15 protein-coding genes and 1 pseudogene are annotated in these 16,376 nt (G+C 62.4%); 8 read left to right on the forward strand and 8 right to left on the reverse strand.

The genetic code is table 11. The annotated features are described in order from the left end of the window. Positions 1 to 84: 84 nt before the first annotated feature. From CLG96_RS16625 to CLG96_RS16645, 5 genes are all read right to left on the reverse strand, one after another. Positions 85 to 2,391: a TonB-dependent receptor gene (locus CLG96_RS16625; protein WP_107969650.1), complete on the reverse strand. Its 2,307-nt coding sequence runs from the start codon at positions 2,389 to 2,391 to the stop codon at positions 85 to 87. A 720-nt stretch (positions 2,392 to 3,111) separates the two neighbouring features. Further along, positions 3,112 to 3,525, reverse strand: coding sequence for a MarR family winged helix-turn-helix transcriptional regulator (locus CLG96_RS16630; protein WP_207796731.1), 414 nt, complete (start codon positions 3,523 to 3,525; stop codon positions 3,112 to 3,114). Between the two features lie 177 nt (positions 3,526 to 3,702). After that, positions 3,703 to 4,839, reverse strand: a complete 1,137-nt coding sequence (locus CLG96_RS16635; RefSeq protein ID WP_107969654.1) for an FAD-dependent monooxygenase — start codon at positions 4,837 to 4,839, stop codon at positions 3,703 to 3,705. Positions 4,840 to 4,906: 67 nt separating this feature from the next. Beyond that, the gene (locus tag CLG96_RS16640; protein ID WP_107969657.1) at positions 4,907 to 5,707 is read right to left on the reverse strand and encodes an alpha/beta fold hydrolase; all 801 of its coding nucleotides are present in this window, start codon (positions 5,705 to 5,707) and stop codon (positions 4,907 to 4,909) included. 14 nt (positions 5,708 to 5,721) lie between these two features. Further along, positions 5,722 to 6,474 carry a maleate cis-trans isomerase family protein gene (locus CLG96_RS16645; RefSeq protein ID WP_107969659.1) on the reverse strand — a complete coding sequence of 251 codons (753 nt, stop codon included), beginning with the start codon at positions 6,472 to 6,474 and terminating at the stop codon, positions 5,722 to 5,724. A gap of 170 nt (positions 6,475 to 6,644) precedes the next feature. On the opposite strand from CLG96_RS16645, the gene CLG96_RS16650 reads away from it, so the two are divergent. The 4 genes from CLG96_RS16650 to CLG96_RS16665 all read left to right on the forward strand — a co-directional run bounded on the left by CLG96_RS16650 (position 6,645) and on the right by CLG96_RS16665 (position 12,480). Next, on the forward strand, positions 6,645 to 7,691 hold the full coding sequence (locus CLG96_RS16650; protein WP_107969661.1) for a 2,5-dihydroxypyridine 5,6-dioxygenase NicX family protein: 1,047 nt from the start codon (positions 6,645 to 6,647) through the stop codon (positions 7,689 to 7,691). After that, positions 7,688 to 8,329: an isochorismatase family protein gene (locus CLG96_RS16655; RefSeq protein ID WP_107969663.1), complete on the forward strand. Its 642-nt coding sequence runs from the start codon at positions 7,688 to 7,690 to the stop codon at positions 8,327 to 8,329. The genes CLG96_RS16650 and CLG96_RS16655 overlap by 4 nt, the downstream gene beginning before the upstream one ends. Before the next feature lie 102 nt (positions 8,330 to 8,431). Beyond that, positions 8,432 to 8,929 carry a (2Fe-2S)-binding protein gene (locus CLG96_RS16660; RefSeq protein ID WP_107969665.1) on the forward strand — a complete coding sequence of 166 codons (498 nt, stop codon included), beginning with the start codon at positions 8,432 to 8,434 and terminating at the stop codon, positions 8,927 to 8,929. Further along, on the forward strand, positions 8,926 to 12,480 hold the full coding sequence (locus CLG96_RS16665; RefSeq protein ID WP_107969667.1) for a molybdopterin cofactor-binding domain-containing protein: 3,555 nt from the start codon (positions 8,926 to 8,928) through the stop codon (positions 12,478 to 12,480). Before CLG96_RS16660 ends, CLG96_RS16665 begins: the two co-directional genes overlap by 4 nt. A 131-nt stretch (positions 12,481 to 12,611) precedes the next feature. On the opposite strand, the gene CLG96_RS19345 is transcribed toward CLG96_RS16665, so the two are convergent. After that, positions 12,612 to 12,743, reverse strand: a complete 132-nt coding sequence (locus CLG96_RS19345) for a hypothetical protein (RefSeq protein WP_279330727.1) — start codon at positions 12,741 to 12,743, stop codon at positions 12,612 to 12,614. A 405-nt stretch (positions 12,744 to 13,148) separates the two neighbouring features. Between CLG96_RS19345 and CLG96_RS16670 the strand changes: the two genes are divergently transcribed. From CLG96_RS16670 to CLG96_RS19470, 4 genes and pseudogenes are all read left to right on the forward strand, one after another. Further along, positions 13,149 to 13,274: a ClbS/DfsB family four-helix bundle protein gene (locus tag CLG96_RS16670; protein ID WP_341476959.1), complete on the forward strand. Its 126-nt coding sequence runs from the start codon at positions 13,149 to 13,151 to the stop codon at positions 13,272 to 13,274. A gap of 135 nt (positions 13,275 to 13,409) precedes the next feature. Continuing rightward, positions 13,410 to 14,489 (forward strand): Acg family FMN-binding oxidoreductase, encoded by a 1,080-nt coding sequence (locus CLG96_RS16675; protein ID WP_107969668.1) that lies wholly within the window; start codon positions 13,410 to 13,412, stop codon positions 14,487 to 14,489. Positions 14,490 to 14,542: 53 nt separating this feature from the next. After that, positions 14,543 to 14,878 carry an HXXEE domain-containing protein gene (locus CLG96_RS19465; protein WP_423828213.1) on the forward strand — a complete coding sequence of 112 codons (336 nt, stop codon included), beginning with the start codon at positions 14,543 to 14,545 and terminating at the stop codon, positions 14,876 to 14,878. A 242-nt stretch (positions 14,879 to 15,120) separates the two neighbouring features. Further along, a pseudogene (locus tag CLG96_RS19470) lies at positions 15,121 to 15,336 on the forward strand (nuclear transport factor 2 family protein); the annotation flags it as partial. Positions 15,337 to 15,513: 177 nt separating this feature from the next. On the opposite strand, the gene CLG96_RS19475 reads toward CLG96_RS19470, so the two are convergent. Both CLG96_RS19475 and CLG96_RS16690 read right to left on the reverse strand, forming a co-directional pair. Beyond that, complete coding sequence (locus CLG96_RS19475) at positions 15,514 to 15,699, reverse strand: carboxymuconolactone decarboxylase family protein (RefSeq protein ID WP_207796742.1); 186 nt, start codon at positions 15,697 to 15,699, stop codon at positions 15,514 to 15,516. A gap of 208 nt (positions 15,700 to 15,907) precedes the next feature. Continuing rightward, positions 15,908 to 16,336 carry a hypothetical protein gene (locus tag CLG96_RS16690; protein WP_107969672.1) on the reverse strand — a complete coding sequence of 143 codons (429 nt, stop codon included), beginning with the start codon at positions 16,334 to 16,336 and terminating at the stop codon, positions 15,908 to 15,910. Between the last annotated feature and the right edge of the window lie 40 nt (positions 16,337 to 16,376).

The raw sequence follows: 16,376 nt of genomic DNA on the forward strand, positions 1-16,376 counted from the left end.
AAGACGGCAGGGATCGGGCGGGTCGTCAATCGCCGCGATTTCCCGGCGCACGCACATGGCGCCGCCGGGAAACCTTAGGCATGGTTATTTGAAGCGGTAGCGCAGGCTCGCCGCGACCATGCGGGGGGGAACATACATTGCGGTGTTATAGCCCAGCCCGTCATAGATGCTGTTGAGCTGCTGCATCGCCGCTTTGTCGGTGACGTTGGTGACATAGACCGCAAGGTCGATCGGCCGGCCCAGGAAATTGTTCCAGTCGACGCGCGCGTCCAGCAGGCCGTAACCGGGCGTCCTGCGCTTGAACGGATCCTTGCTGGTCAAAATGTCCAGCGAGGTATTGGTCTGGAAAGCGCTTTGATAGCTGTAGGAAAGGGTCGCCGATACATCCCCAATATCGTCGGAATTCAGCACCGCATATTGCGCCGTTGCCGACAGCTTGTGCTTGGATACGCCAGCTAGCGGCGCGCCTGGCCGCAATATGCCGTTGAAGACAAGCGAGTCCGACTTGGCATCCGTATAGGCATAAAGGGCCGAAAGCGTCAGCTTCCTGAACAGCTCGATAGCGGTATCGACTTCCACGCCCTTGATGCTGCCGGTGCCCGCATTGGTGATCAGGCCATAGGACTGGCCGTTCGCGATCACCGTGCCCGTCGTCTGCTTGCTCGTGAAGTCGCTCTTGTAAAGATCGATGTTCAGATGGGCCGGCTGACCCAGCAGGTCAAAGTGCGTCTTTCCGCCGATTTCATAATCCGTCACATATTCGGGCCTGTAGGTGAGCATATCAGGCGTCGGCGCCGAGTTGTTGAAACCGCCGCTCTTGTAGCCGCGGCGGACCGTGGCATAGACCATGCCGAGATTGGCGATTTCATATTGCAGGCTGGCATTCCATGTGGGGGCAGAGAAATTCGCTTTCTGCTTCACGCCGCACAGATTGCCCGGAACGCTGGCGGGCGTGTAGCAGGGCGTTGCCAGCGCATAAGCGGTGGTCGTTTGCTTGCGCCGGTCCCAGGTGTAACGTCCACCGCCGGTCAGCTTCAGCCCCGGCAGAATTTCATAGCTGGCCTGGGCATAGACGGCCCGCGACCAGGTCCGCGTCAACGCCTGAGAGAAGCGCAGATTGCCAAAGACATAGAAACGGTCCTGCTGGTTGCTGGATACGGGATAGTGATGCTCATAATAGACGCCGCCATTCCACTGCAGCTTCCCGTCAAGGCTGTCGCCGCTCAGCTGAATTTCATCTGATACCGATTTATAAGGCGAATCCGGTTCGGGATAGCTCGCCGGATATTTGGTGGGCAGATAGCCCAGGATCGGGAAAGGCGACCCGTCCGTATCGTCATAATTGGCCACCCGGTTGTCATTGTAACCGAAGATATTCTTGATCGTGATGGTCGGCGTGATCTGGTAGGAGCTCACATTGCTGACTGCCAGCGAGCGAAAGCTGGAAAAGCCGTTGTCGACATCATGGTCGACGCGCCTTACGCCGCGCTTCTGCTGATCGATCAGCGCCTGCGGCAGGCCGGGGAAGATTTTTGCACCGATTCCCGTGGGATCGACGGCGACGACCGAGGCGCCCGGATCACTCGCCTTGCCATAGGCGAAGTTGATGAGCAGCCGGTTTTCGAAGCCCTCGAACGGCTTGGCGACAATATAGCCGCGATAGGCCTTGTAATCCCGCCCGTCATACCATTTGCCGGTCTTGACGTCCCGGGTGAAGCCGCGGCGATGATTGGCGTCAATGGCGAAGCGGGCGCTGAGCGCGTCGCCCGCGATCGGCACGTTCACAGCCGCCTGGATGCGCTGAAAATCATAGCCGCCCACGCTTGCATCGACATAACCGCCAAATTCATCCGTAGGTGCCTCCGGCGTCAGCACGACCGCGCCGCCGGTCGTGTTGCGGCCGAACGCGGTCCCCTGCGGCCCCTTGAACACATCCACGCCGGACAAGTCGAACAGGAAGCCCGGCCCCGGCGAGGCGGTTGCAACGCCCCCGAAATAGGTCATCACGCTGGGATCAGCCCCCGTTTCCTGGCTCTGGCCGCGCAAGCTATATCGGGCGCTGTTTCGGGTCGTCCCGATTTCAGAGATGCTGAGACCCGGAACAGTGCGGTTCAGATCCTGCGGCTCGGAAATATTCTTGGTCCGCAAATCCTCGGCCCCGAAGGACGTGATGGACACGGGCGTCTTTTGCGTCTGCGCCTCCAGCGTCCGGCCGACGACGACAATTCCAGCAGTATCGCCATCGCTTTCCGTTGGGGCATTCGCGGCAGCATCGGCCGCGGCCAGGAGGACCGGCGCGCTGCCCGTGGCCTGCGCCAGGGCCGGCGCAGCTGCCAAAAAGCTGCCGCCGGACATCAGCAGAAGGCTGAAACTCTTGGAAATTACCCTCATAGAACCCCCTTTAGGAAAGCCGCGTAGGACCGTGATTGCGATCACAGGCACACTCTCCGCTCGGAATTGCAGGTTCTGCTTGGTTCGCCAGCGCACCGCACGCAGGGGCGGCGGTTCAGCGCGGCTGGGGCCTTGCTTTTCCGTTAAATCAAGGACGAGCCGTCCATTTCATATGTACACATATGATAGTGCCCAGAGCTGCTGCAGCGACTTGGGCGCAGATGCAATTTCAAAAATTGCGGCCATGCAGGAGATTGCGAGGAGAAATGTCAACGGTCTGAATGTCTGGGCAATCTCCTCAACATCAATTCCGCATCACACGAATCAGACCATACATTGATCGGAATCAAAGTCGAGAAGAATTGTTTGTAAGCCTACAATATTTCGATTTGACGTCAGCGGAGGTGGAATGTTGCGCTCAGCTCCGAAAAGCCCCCTATTGAGGATGGCGTCCCCCGAGAGGATCTGCGATGCGAAGGCCGGAAATGCGCGATCAATCCAGACGAAGGCGACTCGAATGTCGTTTGTATACAAATAGTTATTCGAAGATGCCCTTCTGAGCGCCGGTTGAGCAGACACTTGCCACTAATATGCCAAGCGACGGCTGGCGGCGCGCACGCTCGCCCGTCTCAAAGGGAATATGGCATGGTGTGAGACGGGCAGACGGCCATGCGCCCGGCTATCCCGCATAGCACGGGCAAAAATGGCCCGCGCGAACGATCAAGTCAGCTTTGCGAGAAGCTCAAGGAATGTTGCCCGTTCGCCGGGATCCAGGGGAGCCAACGTATCTTCGGTTACGCGGCGGCCCATTTCCACATGTTCCTCGACCAGCTTGAGGCCGCTCGAGGTAATGCCCAGCATCATCCTGCGCCTGTCGCCGGCATCGGGATAGCGGCGAATGAGGTCGCGCGCGGCGAGGCGCTTGATCACGCCCATGATCGTCGCCGGATCCATATGGGTCAGGCGACCGAGCTGATTTTGTGAAACACGGCCTTCGTCGCGGATCTTCACCAACGCCGCGAACTGGACCGGGCTCACGCTGGAATCGCGGAAATGCTCCGAAAAGATGCCGCTTGCCCGTTGATGGGCCCGGCGCAGCAGGAAGCCGACCTGGTCCTCCAGCCGATAGTCCACCAGCCCCTCGGCTTCCTTCCCGTCATGGGTGTCGGCAAACTCGACGAGGACATGGTTGTTGGTGGACATATGGTGCTAATGGCTGAATTCTATGACGATTGCGAGGCAAAAAGGGGCCGGATAGGCAGTTTCCAGCCCCCTTTCTTACGGTGATGCCGCTATCGCTCATCGAGGCCACTACGCCGCCCGAAGGGGAATATTGAACACATCATAGCCATAGACCCAGTCGGGATTTTCCTGCGTCCGCAGCCAGCTGTTCGCGTTCGACACTTCCTGCACGCGCGATGCGCGCTCCATGCGATTGGCGCGATAGAGCGCGAAGGCCGATTCATAATCGCCAATGCCCCCCACTTCGCCAATGCAGCGGGCCAGCATGGCCGCATCCTCGATCGCCATGGCCGCGCCCTGCGCCATATGAGGCTTCATCGGGTGGCATGCATCGCCCAGCAGCACCATGCGCCCCTGGCTCCAGAGCGCCAATGGCGGCCGGGTGAGAAGCGGCCATTTCGTGATCTCGGTCGATGCCTCGATCATCGCATGGACCATGGGGTGATAATCGCCGAACGCCGCGAACATCTCCTCCTTGCTGCTGGGGAGGAAGGAGGTGCCGTTCTTCCATTCCGGCTCGGGCGCGCCGGTGACGTAATACATCTCCTCCTGCCGGTCATCGAGATAATAGACCATGATGTGGCGATCCTCCGACCACCATTTGACGCAAGGGTCGAAATCGAAGCCGGAATCCTTCAGGCGCGCGGTGGGGAAAATCGCGCGGTGGCCGATAAAGCCCGTATAAAGCGGCGGCTCCTCGCCCAGCAGGGTTTCGCGGACCACCGAATTGACGCCGTCCGCCCCGATAACGATGGCTGCGTCAACGCTGGTACCATCGTCGAAGGTCAGCGTGACCGTGCGATCTCCTTCGACCGCGCTTGTCAGCTTGCGTCCGAAGTGCAGCCGATCCGCAGGGAACTCCGCCGTCAGCAGCCGATGGAAATCGCCGCGATGGATGGTGACATAGGCCGCGCCATATTCATCACGCCGACGGTTGAGCGGAATATCCGCCATGACGGCCGCGTCCGGTCCGTTGCGGCTGATCCATGAGGGTGGCTTCGACCCCATCGCTTCCACCTGCTGCTCCAGGCCCAGGCGACGCATGATCTTGAGGACGTTGGGGCCCAGCTGGATCCCTGCGCCAAGCCGGGAGAAACTGGGCGCTTGTTCGTAAATATGGACGTCATATCCGTCCTTCACCAGCAAAAGCCCCGCAACGAGGCCGCCGAGACCGGCGCCGACAATCGCAATCTCACCCTGTTTCATCTTCGATATCCTTTGGCTCTTACGCCCCATGAGCTGGACGCCCGTAAGCTGGACGATGGTATGGAGGTCAGGCGGTCAGAAAGGGCCGCACGGCTGCGAGGAAGCCCGGCAGGTCGTCCCAGGGAATCATGTGCCCCGCATCGGCCACACGGCATGTCTCGATGCTCGGCAGAAGCGCGCGGATTTCCTCCACGTCCTCGTCCAGGATCACGCCGCCGCGCCCGGCGGCGACCAACAGCGTCGGCAGGCTCAGATGCGGGATGTCGACATGGATGTCGTCATCGTGAAATCCGGCATAAGAGGACAGAATTGCCGCCTGGTCACATGTGTGCAGCCACTCGGCACGCAGCGCGATCTGCTCGTCGGTCCAACTGGGCGTGAAGCGGCGAAGCGCCTCGATGCCGGCGCCACGCCGCGCCAGGGCCATCGAGTCCACATACCAGTCGAGATTGGCCGGATAAGGCCGGCGGCCCGGACCCGAAACCGGCGGATCGATCAGCGCCAGACGCGAAAAGCGGCCGGGTGCCAAGCGGCAGGCACGAATGGCATGGCGCGCGCCCATCGAGTGGCCGAGGAGCAAACTGCCTCGCAGGTCGAGCGCATCCACGAAAGCCACGATGTCCGCGGCGCAGGCGTCCAGCCCATAATCCAGATGATTGCCTGCCTCCGACAAGCCGCGGCCGCGAACGTCGAGGACATAGACGTCAAAATCGCGCGCCAACTCTTCCGCGACGAAGCCCCAGGTGATCGCTGGGCTGGTAATGCCCGGAACCAGGACGAGCGGCCGACCCGCACCGCCATAGCGCAGATAATGCTGGCGAATCCCATTGGCGTGAACGTTGGCGCCGGCAATGAAACGGGAGATCATCGGAAACAGGCTCCTCAATAAGCGCCGGACAGAAGCGCGCCGGCGCCGGGCACCACCGGCTCCAGCTCAAGCGCACGCAGCATCTGGAAAGTCGTCGCGATCGCGGCTGTGACGACGGGCTTTCCCGTCATCGCTTCGACGCGCGGCACCACCGGCAGGGAAGGCATCTGGACGCAGGCGGACAGCACCACCGCGTCGACGTCGCTGGTGTCCAGCCTTGCGACAATCTCCGGCAGGCGCGCAGGATCGTGGCGGCCAACCTCCAGATTATCGGGAATTTCGAGGGCGACATGATCGGCCACCTCGATCCCCTCGGCCCGGATGTAATCCACGACAAGGCCTGTGAGCGGCTTCATATAGGGGGCCACCAGCGCGACTTTCCTGACGCCCATATGGTGCAGGCTGTCCACGAGCGCACCCGCGCTGGTGATGACGGGAATGTCCGTTCCATTTTCCTGCGTGCGCCCGCGCAGGCGCTGCTGCGAGGTGCGGTGATAGCCATGGCCCATCGCCATGATCGCGACCAGGCAGGCATAGCCCAACAGGTCGACGCGAGCGTCGCTGAGCTCGATGGCGCAGCGATCCGATTCCCCGTCCATCGCGGCCAGCTCGTCTGCCGTGACCTTTTTCATACGCATACGACTGGAATGAAAAGTGAACTTTTCGAGCCGGATGGCTTCCCGAGCGCGCAGCATCGCGGGAATTTCAGTTTCCATGGTCGTGTTGGAACTGGGAACAATCTGTCCGATTTTGAAGCTTTTATGCATTCTGCCCTCCCACGCTCGCTTCCTCGGCGTGAGCCGTCGAGGCAGGCTTGCGAATCAATAGATCATATGCGTACATATGATATACAAATTGTGGGTGTCCACAGCCTTTGTGAGAGAAACCTGGCGCTTCGATTTCAGGGGAGGCGCCACGCGGCGAAGGGATATGACGCATGGCGATCAGCGATCATGAATTGACGGAGGCGTGGAAAACGGTCCTTGCGCTCTCCCGCCTGGAGCCGGAACAGACGGTAACGATCCTCACTGGCCCCAATACGCATCCGCAGACGCTGTCGACGGCCATTGTCGCGGCGCAGGCAGCCGGCGCCATCGTCAACCGGCTCGACATGCTGCCTGTGAACGGCGCGCGGGCACATAGCCGCGATCCGCTGGCTTATGTCGGCTCGACCCCCCTCACCGGCAATGCGGCCGCCATGGCGATGTGCAAGGCCAGCGACCTGGTACTCGACCTGATGCTGCTGCTCTTTTCGCCCGAGCAGGCCGAAATATTGGAATCGGGCACCAAGATATTGCTGGCGGTCGAGCCGCCGGAAATCCTTGCCCGCCTGGTGCCAACGGAGGAAGACAAGGCACGCGTGCAGGCGGCGGGACGGCTGATTGCCGCCTCAACGGAAATGCGTGTCACGTCCGCCGCCGGGACGGATCTCATTTGCGCGCTGGGCCAATATCCCGCCGTGTTGGAATATGGCTTTGTCGACGAACCGGGACGATGGGATCATTGGCCCAGTGGCTTCGCCCTGACCTGGCCCGATGAAGGCGCGTGCAACGGCACGATCATCGTCGATCGGGGCGACATTCTGCTGCCGATGAAATCCTATGTGGCAGAGCCGATCGTCATGACCGTCAAGGACGGATATGTGACGCGGATGGAAGGCGGCGTCGATGCCGAGCTGCTGTGGGATTATATGGAAGCCTTCAACGATCCCGAAGGCTTCGCCATGTCGCATATCGGCTGGGGATTGCAGGATCGCGCGCGATGGTCGACGCTGGGTCTCTATGATCGGGAGCAGACCATCGGCATGGATGCTCGCGCCTTTGCCGGTAATTTCCTCTTCTCGCTGGGTCCCAATACCGAAGTCGGTGGCGAGCGCAACACGGCCTGCCACATCGACATTCCGCTGCGTCGCTGCACCGTCGCGCTCGATGGGCGGGAAGTCGTGCGGGAAGGCAGGCTGATCGACCTGGAGGCCGCCCAATGAGCCTCCATCATGAAGAGGAGATTTATGCCCGCCAAGGCTTCGGCGCTGAACTGGGCATCGTCGGACAGGTCGGCCTGCTGCTCATCGACTTCGTCAATGGCTTTGCCGACCCCGCTGCCTTCGGTGGCGGCAATATCGGGCCCGCCATCGAGAATAGCCGCGAATTGCTGGCGCAGGCGCGACAGCGCGGATTTCCGGTCGCACACAGCCGCATCGTCTATGCCGACGATGGCGCCGATGCGAACATCTTCAGCCTGAAGGTGCCAAGCCTGCTCGGCCTCACCGAAACCTCGCATGGTAGCCAGATCGTCGACGCGCTTGCGCCCGTCGAAGGCGAGTTGATCGTGCGCAAGACGACGCCGTCGGCTTTCTTCGGAACGGGCCTTGCTCCCTGGCTGACCGCGAAAAGCGTCAGCACGTTGTTGGTCGGGGGCTGCGTCACCAGCGGATGCGTGCGTGCCAGCGTGATCGACGCAATGTGTCATGGCTTCCGCCCTGTGGTCGTTGAGGATTGTGTGGGCGACCGCGCCATTGCTCCCCATGAGGCCAATCTTTTTGACATGCGTCAGAAGTGCGGAGACGTACTGCCATTGGCAGCCGTGCTGCAGCGGCTGGATGCGACCCAGGGTTCGGGCTGAGAGCGCTGGCTCCCACATAATTGACCCCTATGCAGATCGTGCGTAGGCAAATGACTTGCGCCCGACCGGACCGCAGCGCGCGGTCCGTCAGAGGAGTGGAGCATGCACGGTCCCAGAGAAAGGGAAATCGCGTTCCGGGTGAATGGCGCCGACCATCGGTTGACGGTCGGGCCGGCAACCGCGCTGCTCTACATATTGCGTAATGATCTGAAGCTGAATGGCCCGAAATTCGGCTGCGGCCTCGGCGAATGCGGTGCGTGCTCCGTGCTGGTGGATGGAAAGCTGGCACGCGCCTGTGTCGTCTCCATGGCGGCAGTGGAAGGACGCGAGGTGGTGACGCTGGAGGGACTGGGCACGCGCGACAATCCCGGTCCGGTGCAGGCTGCCTTCATTGCCGAGCAGGGCGCCCAGTGCGGCTATTGCCTGAACGGGATGATCATCACGGCCCATGCACTGCTCAGCCGCAATCCGGATCCGGACGAGGCGGAGATCGCGCAGGCGCTGCGGCACAATCTCTGCCGGTGCGGCACGCATGTGGAGATCATGCGATCGGTGCTGCGTGCGGCGGCCACAATGCGCGGCGAGGTTGGGCGGGCATGAGCATTTTCGATCCCGCCCAGCTCGACCGCCAGGCGCTTTATGCGCTGGATGATACGCTGATCGTTCATGGCCCGTCGGGCGCGGACGGGGCGGACATGCCTTTCCTTCTGATCGACGGAGCCGGACGCATATTCGGCTTCAATGGGCATGTGGATCTCGGCACCGGCATCCGCACCGCGCTGACGCAGATCGTCGCGGAGGAACTCGATCTGCCGCCATCGCGCGTCAGCATGATATTGGGCGATACCGCGCGCACGCCGGACCAGAGCGCCACTATCGCCAGCGACACCATCCAGACCACGGCGGTGCCGTTGCGCGCGGCCGCCGCGCAGGCCCGTGCCTGGCTGGCCGCGGCGGCCGCCGAACGGCTGGACGTGCCCGCCGACCAATTGCGCTTCGATGAAGGGCTGGTGGGAATTGCGGGCGACAATCGCCGTCTGTCGTTTGGCGAGCTCGTGGAGGGGCATCGTGCGCGCCTGGTGCTTGATCGCGAAACGCCGGTAAAGCCCGCCAGCGCCTATCGGCTGGTCGGCACGTCCACCCGCCGCGTCGATATTCCCGCGAAAGCGGCCGGGGACCTGACTTTCGTTCACGACATGCGCGTCCCTGGCATGCTGCACGGGCGCGTAGTGCGCCCTCCTTACGCTGGCGTCGATGCTGGCGACTTCGTCGGCAACAGTCTGATTGCAGTGGACGAAGGTTCCATCGCCCACATTCCTGGCATCATTAAGCTCGTCGTCATTGGCGATTTCATCGGCATTGTCGCCACGCGCGAGGAATGGGCCGTGGCCGCGATGCAGAGCCTGCGTGCCGAATGGAAACCGACGCCCTCCATTCCCGACCTCGGCGACCTCGCCACCGCGATCAGCGCCAATCCTTCGACGGCGCGGCGCCTGCAGGACAAGGGCGATGTCGAAGGCGCGCTGGACGGCGCGGCATCGCGTCTCGATGGCACTTATGTCTGGCCTTATCAGATGCACGGGTCGATCGGCCCGTCCTGTGCCGTCGCCGACTACCACCCGGAAGGACTGCGGGTCTGGACGGGCACCCAAAATCCCCACCCGCTGCGCGCCGATCTCGCGCGCCTGCTCGACCTGCCGCCGGAACGGATCGATGTCGTGCGGATGGAGGCCGCGGGCTGTTACGGCCGCAATTGCGCCGACGACGTGGCGGCTGACGCCGCCCTGCTGTCGCGCGCGGTCGGCGCGCCGGTTCGCGTTCAATTGAGCCGCGAGCAGGAACATCTTTGGGAACCCAAGGGTACCGGCCAGCTGATGCAGGTGGCAGGCGCGCTGGATGCCGCAGGCAATGCGCTCGCCTATGATTATCAGTCGCGCTATCCTTCCAACGGAGCCCCGACGCTCGCGCTGCTCCTGACGGGCAAGATCCCTCCGATTCCAGCCGTGTTCGAAATGGGCGATCGCACGTCGATCGCACCCTATGACTATCCCAACATGCGCGTGACGATCCACGACATGCCGCCCATCGTGCGCGCATCGTGGATCCGCGGCGTTTCCGCCTTGCCCAACAGTTTTGCGCATGAAAGCTGGATCGACGAGGCGGCCGCGATGGCGGGCGTCGATCCGGTCGAATATCGACTACGCTATTTGCGCGACCAGCGCGGCATCGCCGTTGTGGAAGCAACGGCCGAACGCGCCGGCTGGACGGCGCACACACGTCCCCAGACCTTGGGCGGCGAAGGTGATTTGCTGCATGGGCGCGGCTTTGCCTATGCTCTTTACGTTCACAGCAAGTTTCCCGGCTATGGCGCAGCCTGGGCAGCCTGGGTCGCCGACGTCACCGTCAATCGGCGAACCGGCGAAGTCGCCGTGACCAAGGTAACGGTCGGCCATGATGCAGGCCTGATGGTCAATCCCGAAGGGGTGAGGCACCAGATCCATGGCAATGTGATCCAGTCGACCTCACGCGCCCTCAAGGAACAGGTGACATTCGACGATGTCGGCGTTGTCGCGTCCGAATGGGGCGGTTATCCGATCATCACCTTCCCCGAAGTGCCGGAAATCGACGTGCTGATGCTGCCGCGGCCGGATCAGCCGCCCCTGGGCGCGGGAGAATCCGCTTCGGTACCGAGCGCTGCCGCCATCGCCAACGCACTGTACGACGCTACCGGCATCCGTTTCCGCGAGCCGCCCTTCACGCCTGAAAAGGTCCGCGCTGCCTTGCACCAGGCGGGCCTGCTCACGGGTCCGCTGGACCCGCAGGCGCTGCCCCCGCCGCGTCGGGCCGGACTATGGGCACGGCTCACCGCCCTAGGGGCGGGTGCCGCTGCGTTGCTGGCGATCGCGTCGCCTTGGCGTCCCTCGATCGCGCCCATCGAGCGGCCATCCGCAGGCCTTTATTCTGCCCAAACGATCGAGCGGGGCCGTCTCCTCGCGGCTGCAGGCGATTGCGCCGTGTGCCACACGGCACCGGGCGGCATCACCAATGCCGGCGGGCTGGCAATGGAAACGCCTTTCGGCACGGTATACAGCACCAATATCACGCCCGATCCTGAAACCGGCATCGGCGCCTGGTCCTATCCCGCATTCGAGCGAGCGATGCGGCAAGGCATATCGCGCGATGGGCGGCATCTCTATCCCGCCTTTCCCTACACCGCCTTCGCCAAGATCAGCGATGCCGACATGCAGGCGCTCTACGCCTATCTGATGGCGCAGGTGCCGGTACAATCACAGCCGCTGAAGACAAAGCTTGCCTTCCCGTTCGGCATGCGCCCGCTAATGGCCGGGTGGAACAGCCTTTTTCTGAAACCCAGTGCCTGGCGCGATGACCCGACCAAATCGGCGGAATGGAATCGCGGCGGCTATCTGATCGAGGGGCTGGGCCACTGCGCTGCCTGCCACAGCCCGCGCAACCTGATGGGCGCGGAACGCAAGGGCGCGGCACATCTGGGCGGCGCCTATATCGATGGCTGGTATGCGCCGTCGCTCACACGCACGTCAAACAGCGTCGTGCCGTGGCGCGCGGAGGATTTCTACGCCTATCTGCGGACCGGCCATTCGCCCTTGCACGGCACTGCCGCCGGCCCGATGGCACCTGTCATCGATGAAATGCGCCAGTTGCCGGACGCCGACATTCGCGCGATGGCGACATATCTGGCGTCCTTTGGCGACCCGTCCGTAACATCTGCCCTGCAGGCGGAACTGGCAGCCGCTGCCGAGCAAAGGGCGAACCAACAAATGAGCGCATTGAGCGGATGGGGCGCGCGCATCTTCGACGGCGCTTGCGCCGCATGCCACAGCATGTCGGGCGTAGGCGAGAACTTTGCCATTCGCCCGTCCCTAGCTGTCAACGGCACCGTCAATGCCGAGCGGCCAGACAATCTGATCCGCGTCATTCTGGACGGCATTCAGGGCGAAGCCGCGATGGCGAACGGGACGATGCCGGGTTTTCGCGCCAACATGTCGGATCGGCAGATCGCCGAACTGATCCGCTATGTCCGCACACGCTTCGCCAGCGAGCGCCCCGCATGGACCAATCTGGAAACGCGTGTGGGAGAATTGCGGGCGCAAGCGCCTCACCGGGCGCATTGATGACCACTGCCATGATGCTGGCAACTGAGCTGCCCTCCCGAGGGCCGAAGGGCACGAAATATCGGCCTTTCTCAATAGGGAGCGTTCATCTTGGACATTGTGAAATTGCCTTTATGAGGCTGGATGTCACCCTAATTGGCGCGATTGAGGATCTCGATCAGGCCAAAAATGCGCTCTTTCATCTCCGCAGGCCAATCCGGCAACTTGCCGGCTTGCGCCCGGGCGAGGCTTGCGGCCAACTGGCGGTCGCTCAGATCTGCCATGCTCGAAGGCCTGCGATGAACCGCGCCATCGCCTCTTCCCAGGCCTCATATGAGCCACTGGCGGCTGCGGCCTCCAGCTCGGCATAATCCTCGGCACGCGGCGGGAAGCGCTTCGGCGCGACGTGCGAGCCGATTTTGATGGCTCTCTTAGTGCCGAGGTAGCGGACGTGCGCCGCTCCGCCGAGAGTTATATGTCCTTGTCAGGAACTTACGATTGAATGGCGGGCAACGACCGACGAAGATGAGCACTACGAATTCATCGTAAGAATATGAAATATTGCCATATTCTTCTATTTCTGCGGCTTTCTGCGGCTTTCGGCGGCAACAGCGGTAGGTCGGTAGCCATAGGTGGCAAAAGAGTGGAGTGTCTCGATGGCCCTTTTCTCTCAGGGCCTTCGGTCAAACATGTTGAGCTCACCGGGGTGGTACGGGAAATGGACGATGGAACGGATGATCCAGTTCAACACGTCCTCTCCTTACGACAATGCCGGGGGCAGGCTGCGCAAGTGGAAGAAGGCGCACGCGGTCTGACGGCAGGGAAACCACGCGCTGCGGCCGCGCGGGATCGCCCCGCTTTTCTCGCCCAGGCGAATACAGTCGTGGAACATTGATCAGGGTCAAGGGCTCGTCGCCCGGGCGATGTATCATCGGACTCTAGGAGGCACGATGAACAGGCGAACGATGCTCATAGGCGCTGGCGGAGTCACCGTGCTGGGTGTCGGACTGTTTGGCTGGCGCTCAGCGGTCTGTTCGACTGATGATTATGCGCGCTACGCTGCTGCCCTACGGGCGCCGCCCGGTCCTGAAATCGCCGATCTCATCCGTTGCGCGACGCTGGCCGCCAACGGCCACAACACCCAGCCCTGGCGCTTCCATGCGGGGGAAGGAGCGATCGATATCCTGCCCGATCCGGCCCGCGCCACGCCGGTGGTCGATCCGGACGATCATCATCTGTTCGTCAGCCTCGGCTGCGCTGCGGAGAACCTGGCGATTGCCGGGGCCGCGACCGGGAGGCCGGGTGTCCTGAAGACGAACGCGGACGGAAGCCTTCGCTATTCCTTTTCCCCGGCCGAACCGCAGCCGACCCCGCTTCTTGCCGCAATCGCAAAGCGCCAGTCCACCCGCGCCGCCTATGACCGACGTCCGGTTCCGGCCGGCGACATTGAGGCATTGCAGCGCGCCGGAGAGGTCGAGGGTGTGCGCCTCGTGATCCTGACCGAACGGTCCCGGATCGACCGGCTTCGCGACCTCGTCGTGGCCGGCAATGACGCGCAGATGCGCGATCCGGCCTTTCTTGCCGAACTGAAGCAATGGCTGCGCTTTAATCCGCAAAGCGCAATACGGATGGGCGACGGGCTTTACGCTGCGGCGAGCGGCAATCCGACGCTCCCGGACTGGTTAGGGCCTCGCGCCTTCGACCTCTTCGTCACACCCGCGTCCGAGAACGATAAGTATGCTCGGCATATCGATTCCTCTGCCGGGATCGCGATCTTTCTCGCCGAGCGCGCGGACAGGGCGCATTGGGTGAAGGTGGGCCGCGCCTGCCAGCGCTTCGCGCTCACCGCCACCGCGTTGGGGCTCAAGCTCGCCTTCGTCAACCAACCCGTGGAGGTGGCCGGCCTGCGGTCCGAGCTCGCCGCGCTCGCCGGAGAGGCCGGCCTCAGGCCCGACATCGTCATGCGTTTCGGCTATGGACCGACGCTGCCCTTTTCGCCGCGGCGCCCCGTTTCGGCGGTGACAAGGTAATGAACGTGGAGACGATCGATGCCCTCAATAGAAATTTGCGCCTGTAGCTGCTGCTGAACGCGGCGCTGGCGCTGCACAATCTCGAAGAATGGGTTTGCGACCTGCCGGATTGGTCCGCGCAAAACGGGCCATGGGGCTGGATGGCGCGAATTCACGTCCAAGGCGGGTTCGGCATCGCGCTTCTTCTCGTCACCATCCTGCCGCTCTTCGCGGCGCTCATGGTCCGCCGTTTTGCGCCGCGCAGGAAGACGGCGTGGCTGGCGCTGTTCGCATGGATTCTGATCCTCAACGCCTGTTCCCATATCATCCTCTCTCTTGTCGCCTGGAGCTTGCGCCGGGTCTCGTCACGGCGCTCCTGCTGCTCCTGCCGGTATCGACCTTCGTGCTAGCCTCCGTCCCGGCGGGTCAGCGGGCCGGATGGACGATTCTCTGGGCGGCTCTCGCCATGCTTGCGGCTCTGTCAGTCGGTGCATTGATCGTCGGAGCCGTGCAGTGAGGGAAGTCATATCCGAGGAACTGACGCCCGAGCTGAAATCTGCCCGGTCCAAACAAGTAGAATGACCGATCATGATCACTTATCCCGTCATAGAGTTCGAACAGAAGGCCCTCGCACGGGGGCAACGGCGACCCCTCGGGTTTTCTGGAGATTTCCGCTCCGGACGTCGTCTACTTCGATCCGTTCCTGGCGGAACGCCTGGACGGCCTCGACAATCTGACGGCCTATTATGAAAGCACCCGGGGCAAGATCTTCGCGCCGAAATACCAAATGATCGCGCCCCACGTGCAGGAGATCGGCGATGCGGCCGTCCTCACCTTCCGTTTCAATCCTACAGCGGCAGCGAAGGCACGGAAATACGCTGGAACTGCACGGAGGATCATCGACGCACCGCAGAGATGCGGCAGATGGTCCAGACGCTCTTGTCGTGCACGGCGGAGGGCTATTTTGCGAGGATCAGGCACTGCAAACCGGGCGGTCGGCGGCAGCCCCGTCCCGCCTAATCCGCGCTGGTTGCCGGCGGGGCCGTTATCGGTCGTATGCCGCGAGGGCTGCCGGAAGGGCTTGGATCACGGCGTTGCCTACGGCAGGCAAGCCGGCGAGGATGGAGCTGATCACCTCGTCGCGACTCGCGCCATGCGCCTTGGCCTCGGCGACGTGAAATGGGATTTCGCTTTCGAGACGGACCGCCGCGAGGATGCCGATATAGACCAGCGCCTAGGTTTCCGATCGAGCGCGGAAGCCGCCCCGATCTTCTGCACGGCTTCGAGCCACGCCTGACTGTGCGCGGGCGCCTCCTGTAGGAAGGCCTGAAACGCACTGCTGACCTCGGCCATTCAATTCACCTCGTCCAAACGGCTTGGCGATCCGGATTTCGAGCACCAACAAAGCACCTGTGTTGGCAAGCGCGAAGTCGGCAGCATCAGTATGCGGCGATGATCGGGAAGACGCCGGCATAGCCCAGGGATGGCCATTGAAATGATAGCAACAGCGGCGCCCATGGTTCATCGCGAAACTGCGGCGTCCGGCTCAAGATCAGGGTCGAAAAGTGAACGCTGCACGTCAGAGTCGCCGTCATGCTCATGAAGATCAACGAGGTCAGGCTCAGCATTTTTGTGCGCATGGGCACCCAGGCATGCACCGTCGCCATCAATGCCACCATGGCCGGCGTCACGGCGATGATGAGAAGCTCCAGAACGGAAAACCATGGCTCGCCGATGGACTGGTCCGGGGAGCCGAGTGACAGAAGATCAAGACAGACGACAACGACGTAGATCAGGCTGAGAACGAATATCGCAAGGCCCGAGATCATCCCGAGCCCGCACGCCATCATTGCAAATTGAATGCCCATCTCATTTCGTCGGGCTCGGTGAAAAGCAAACAAGCCTCCT

The sequence above is a fragment of the Sphingomonas oleivorans genome (assembly GCF_003050615.1).
GTDB lineage: Bacteria > Pseudomonadota > Alphaproteobacteria > Sphingomonadales > Sphingomonadaceae > Sphingomonas_H > Sphingomonas_H oleivorans.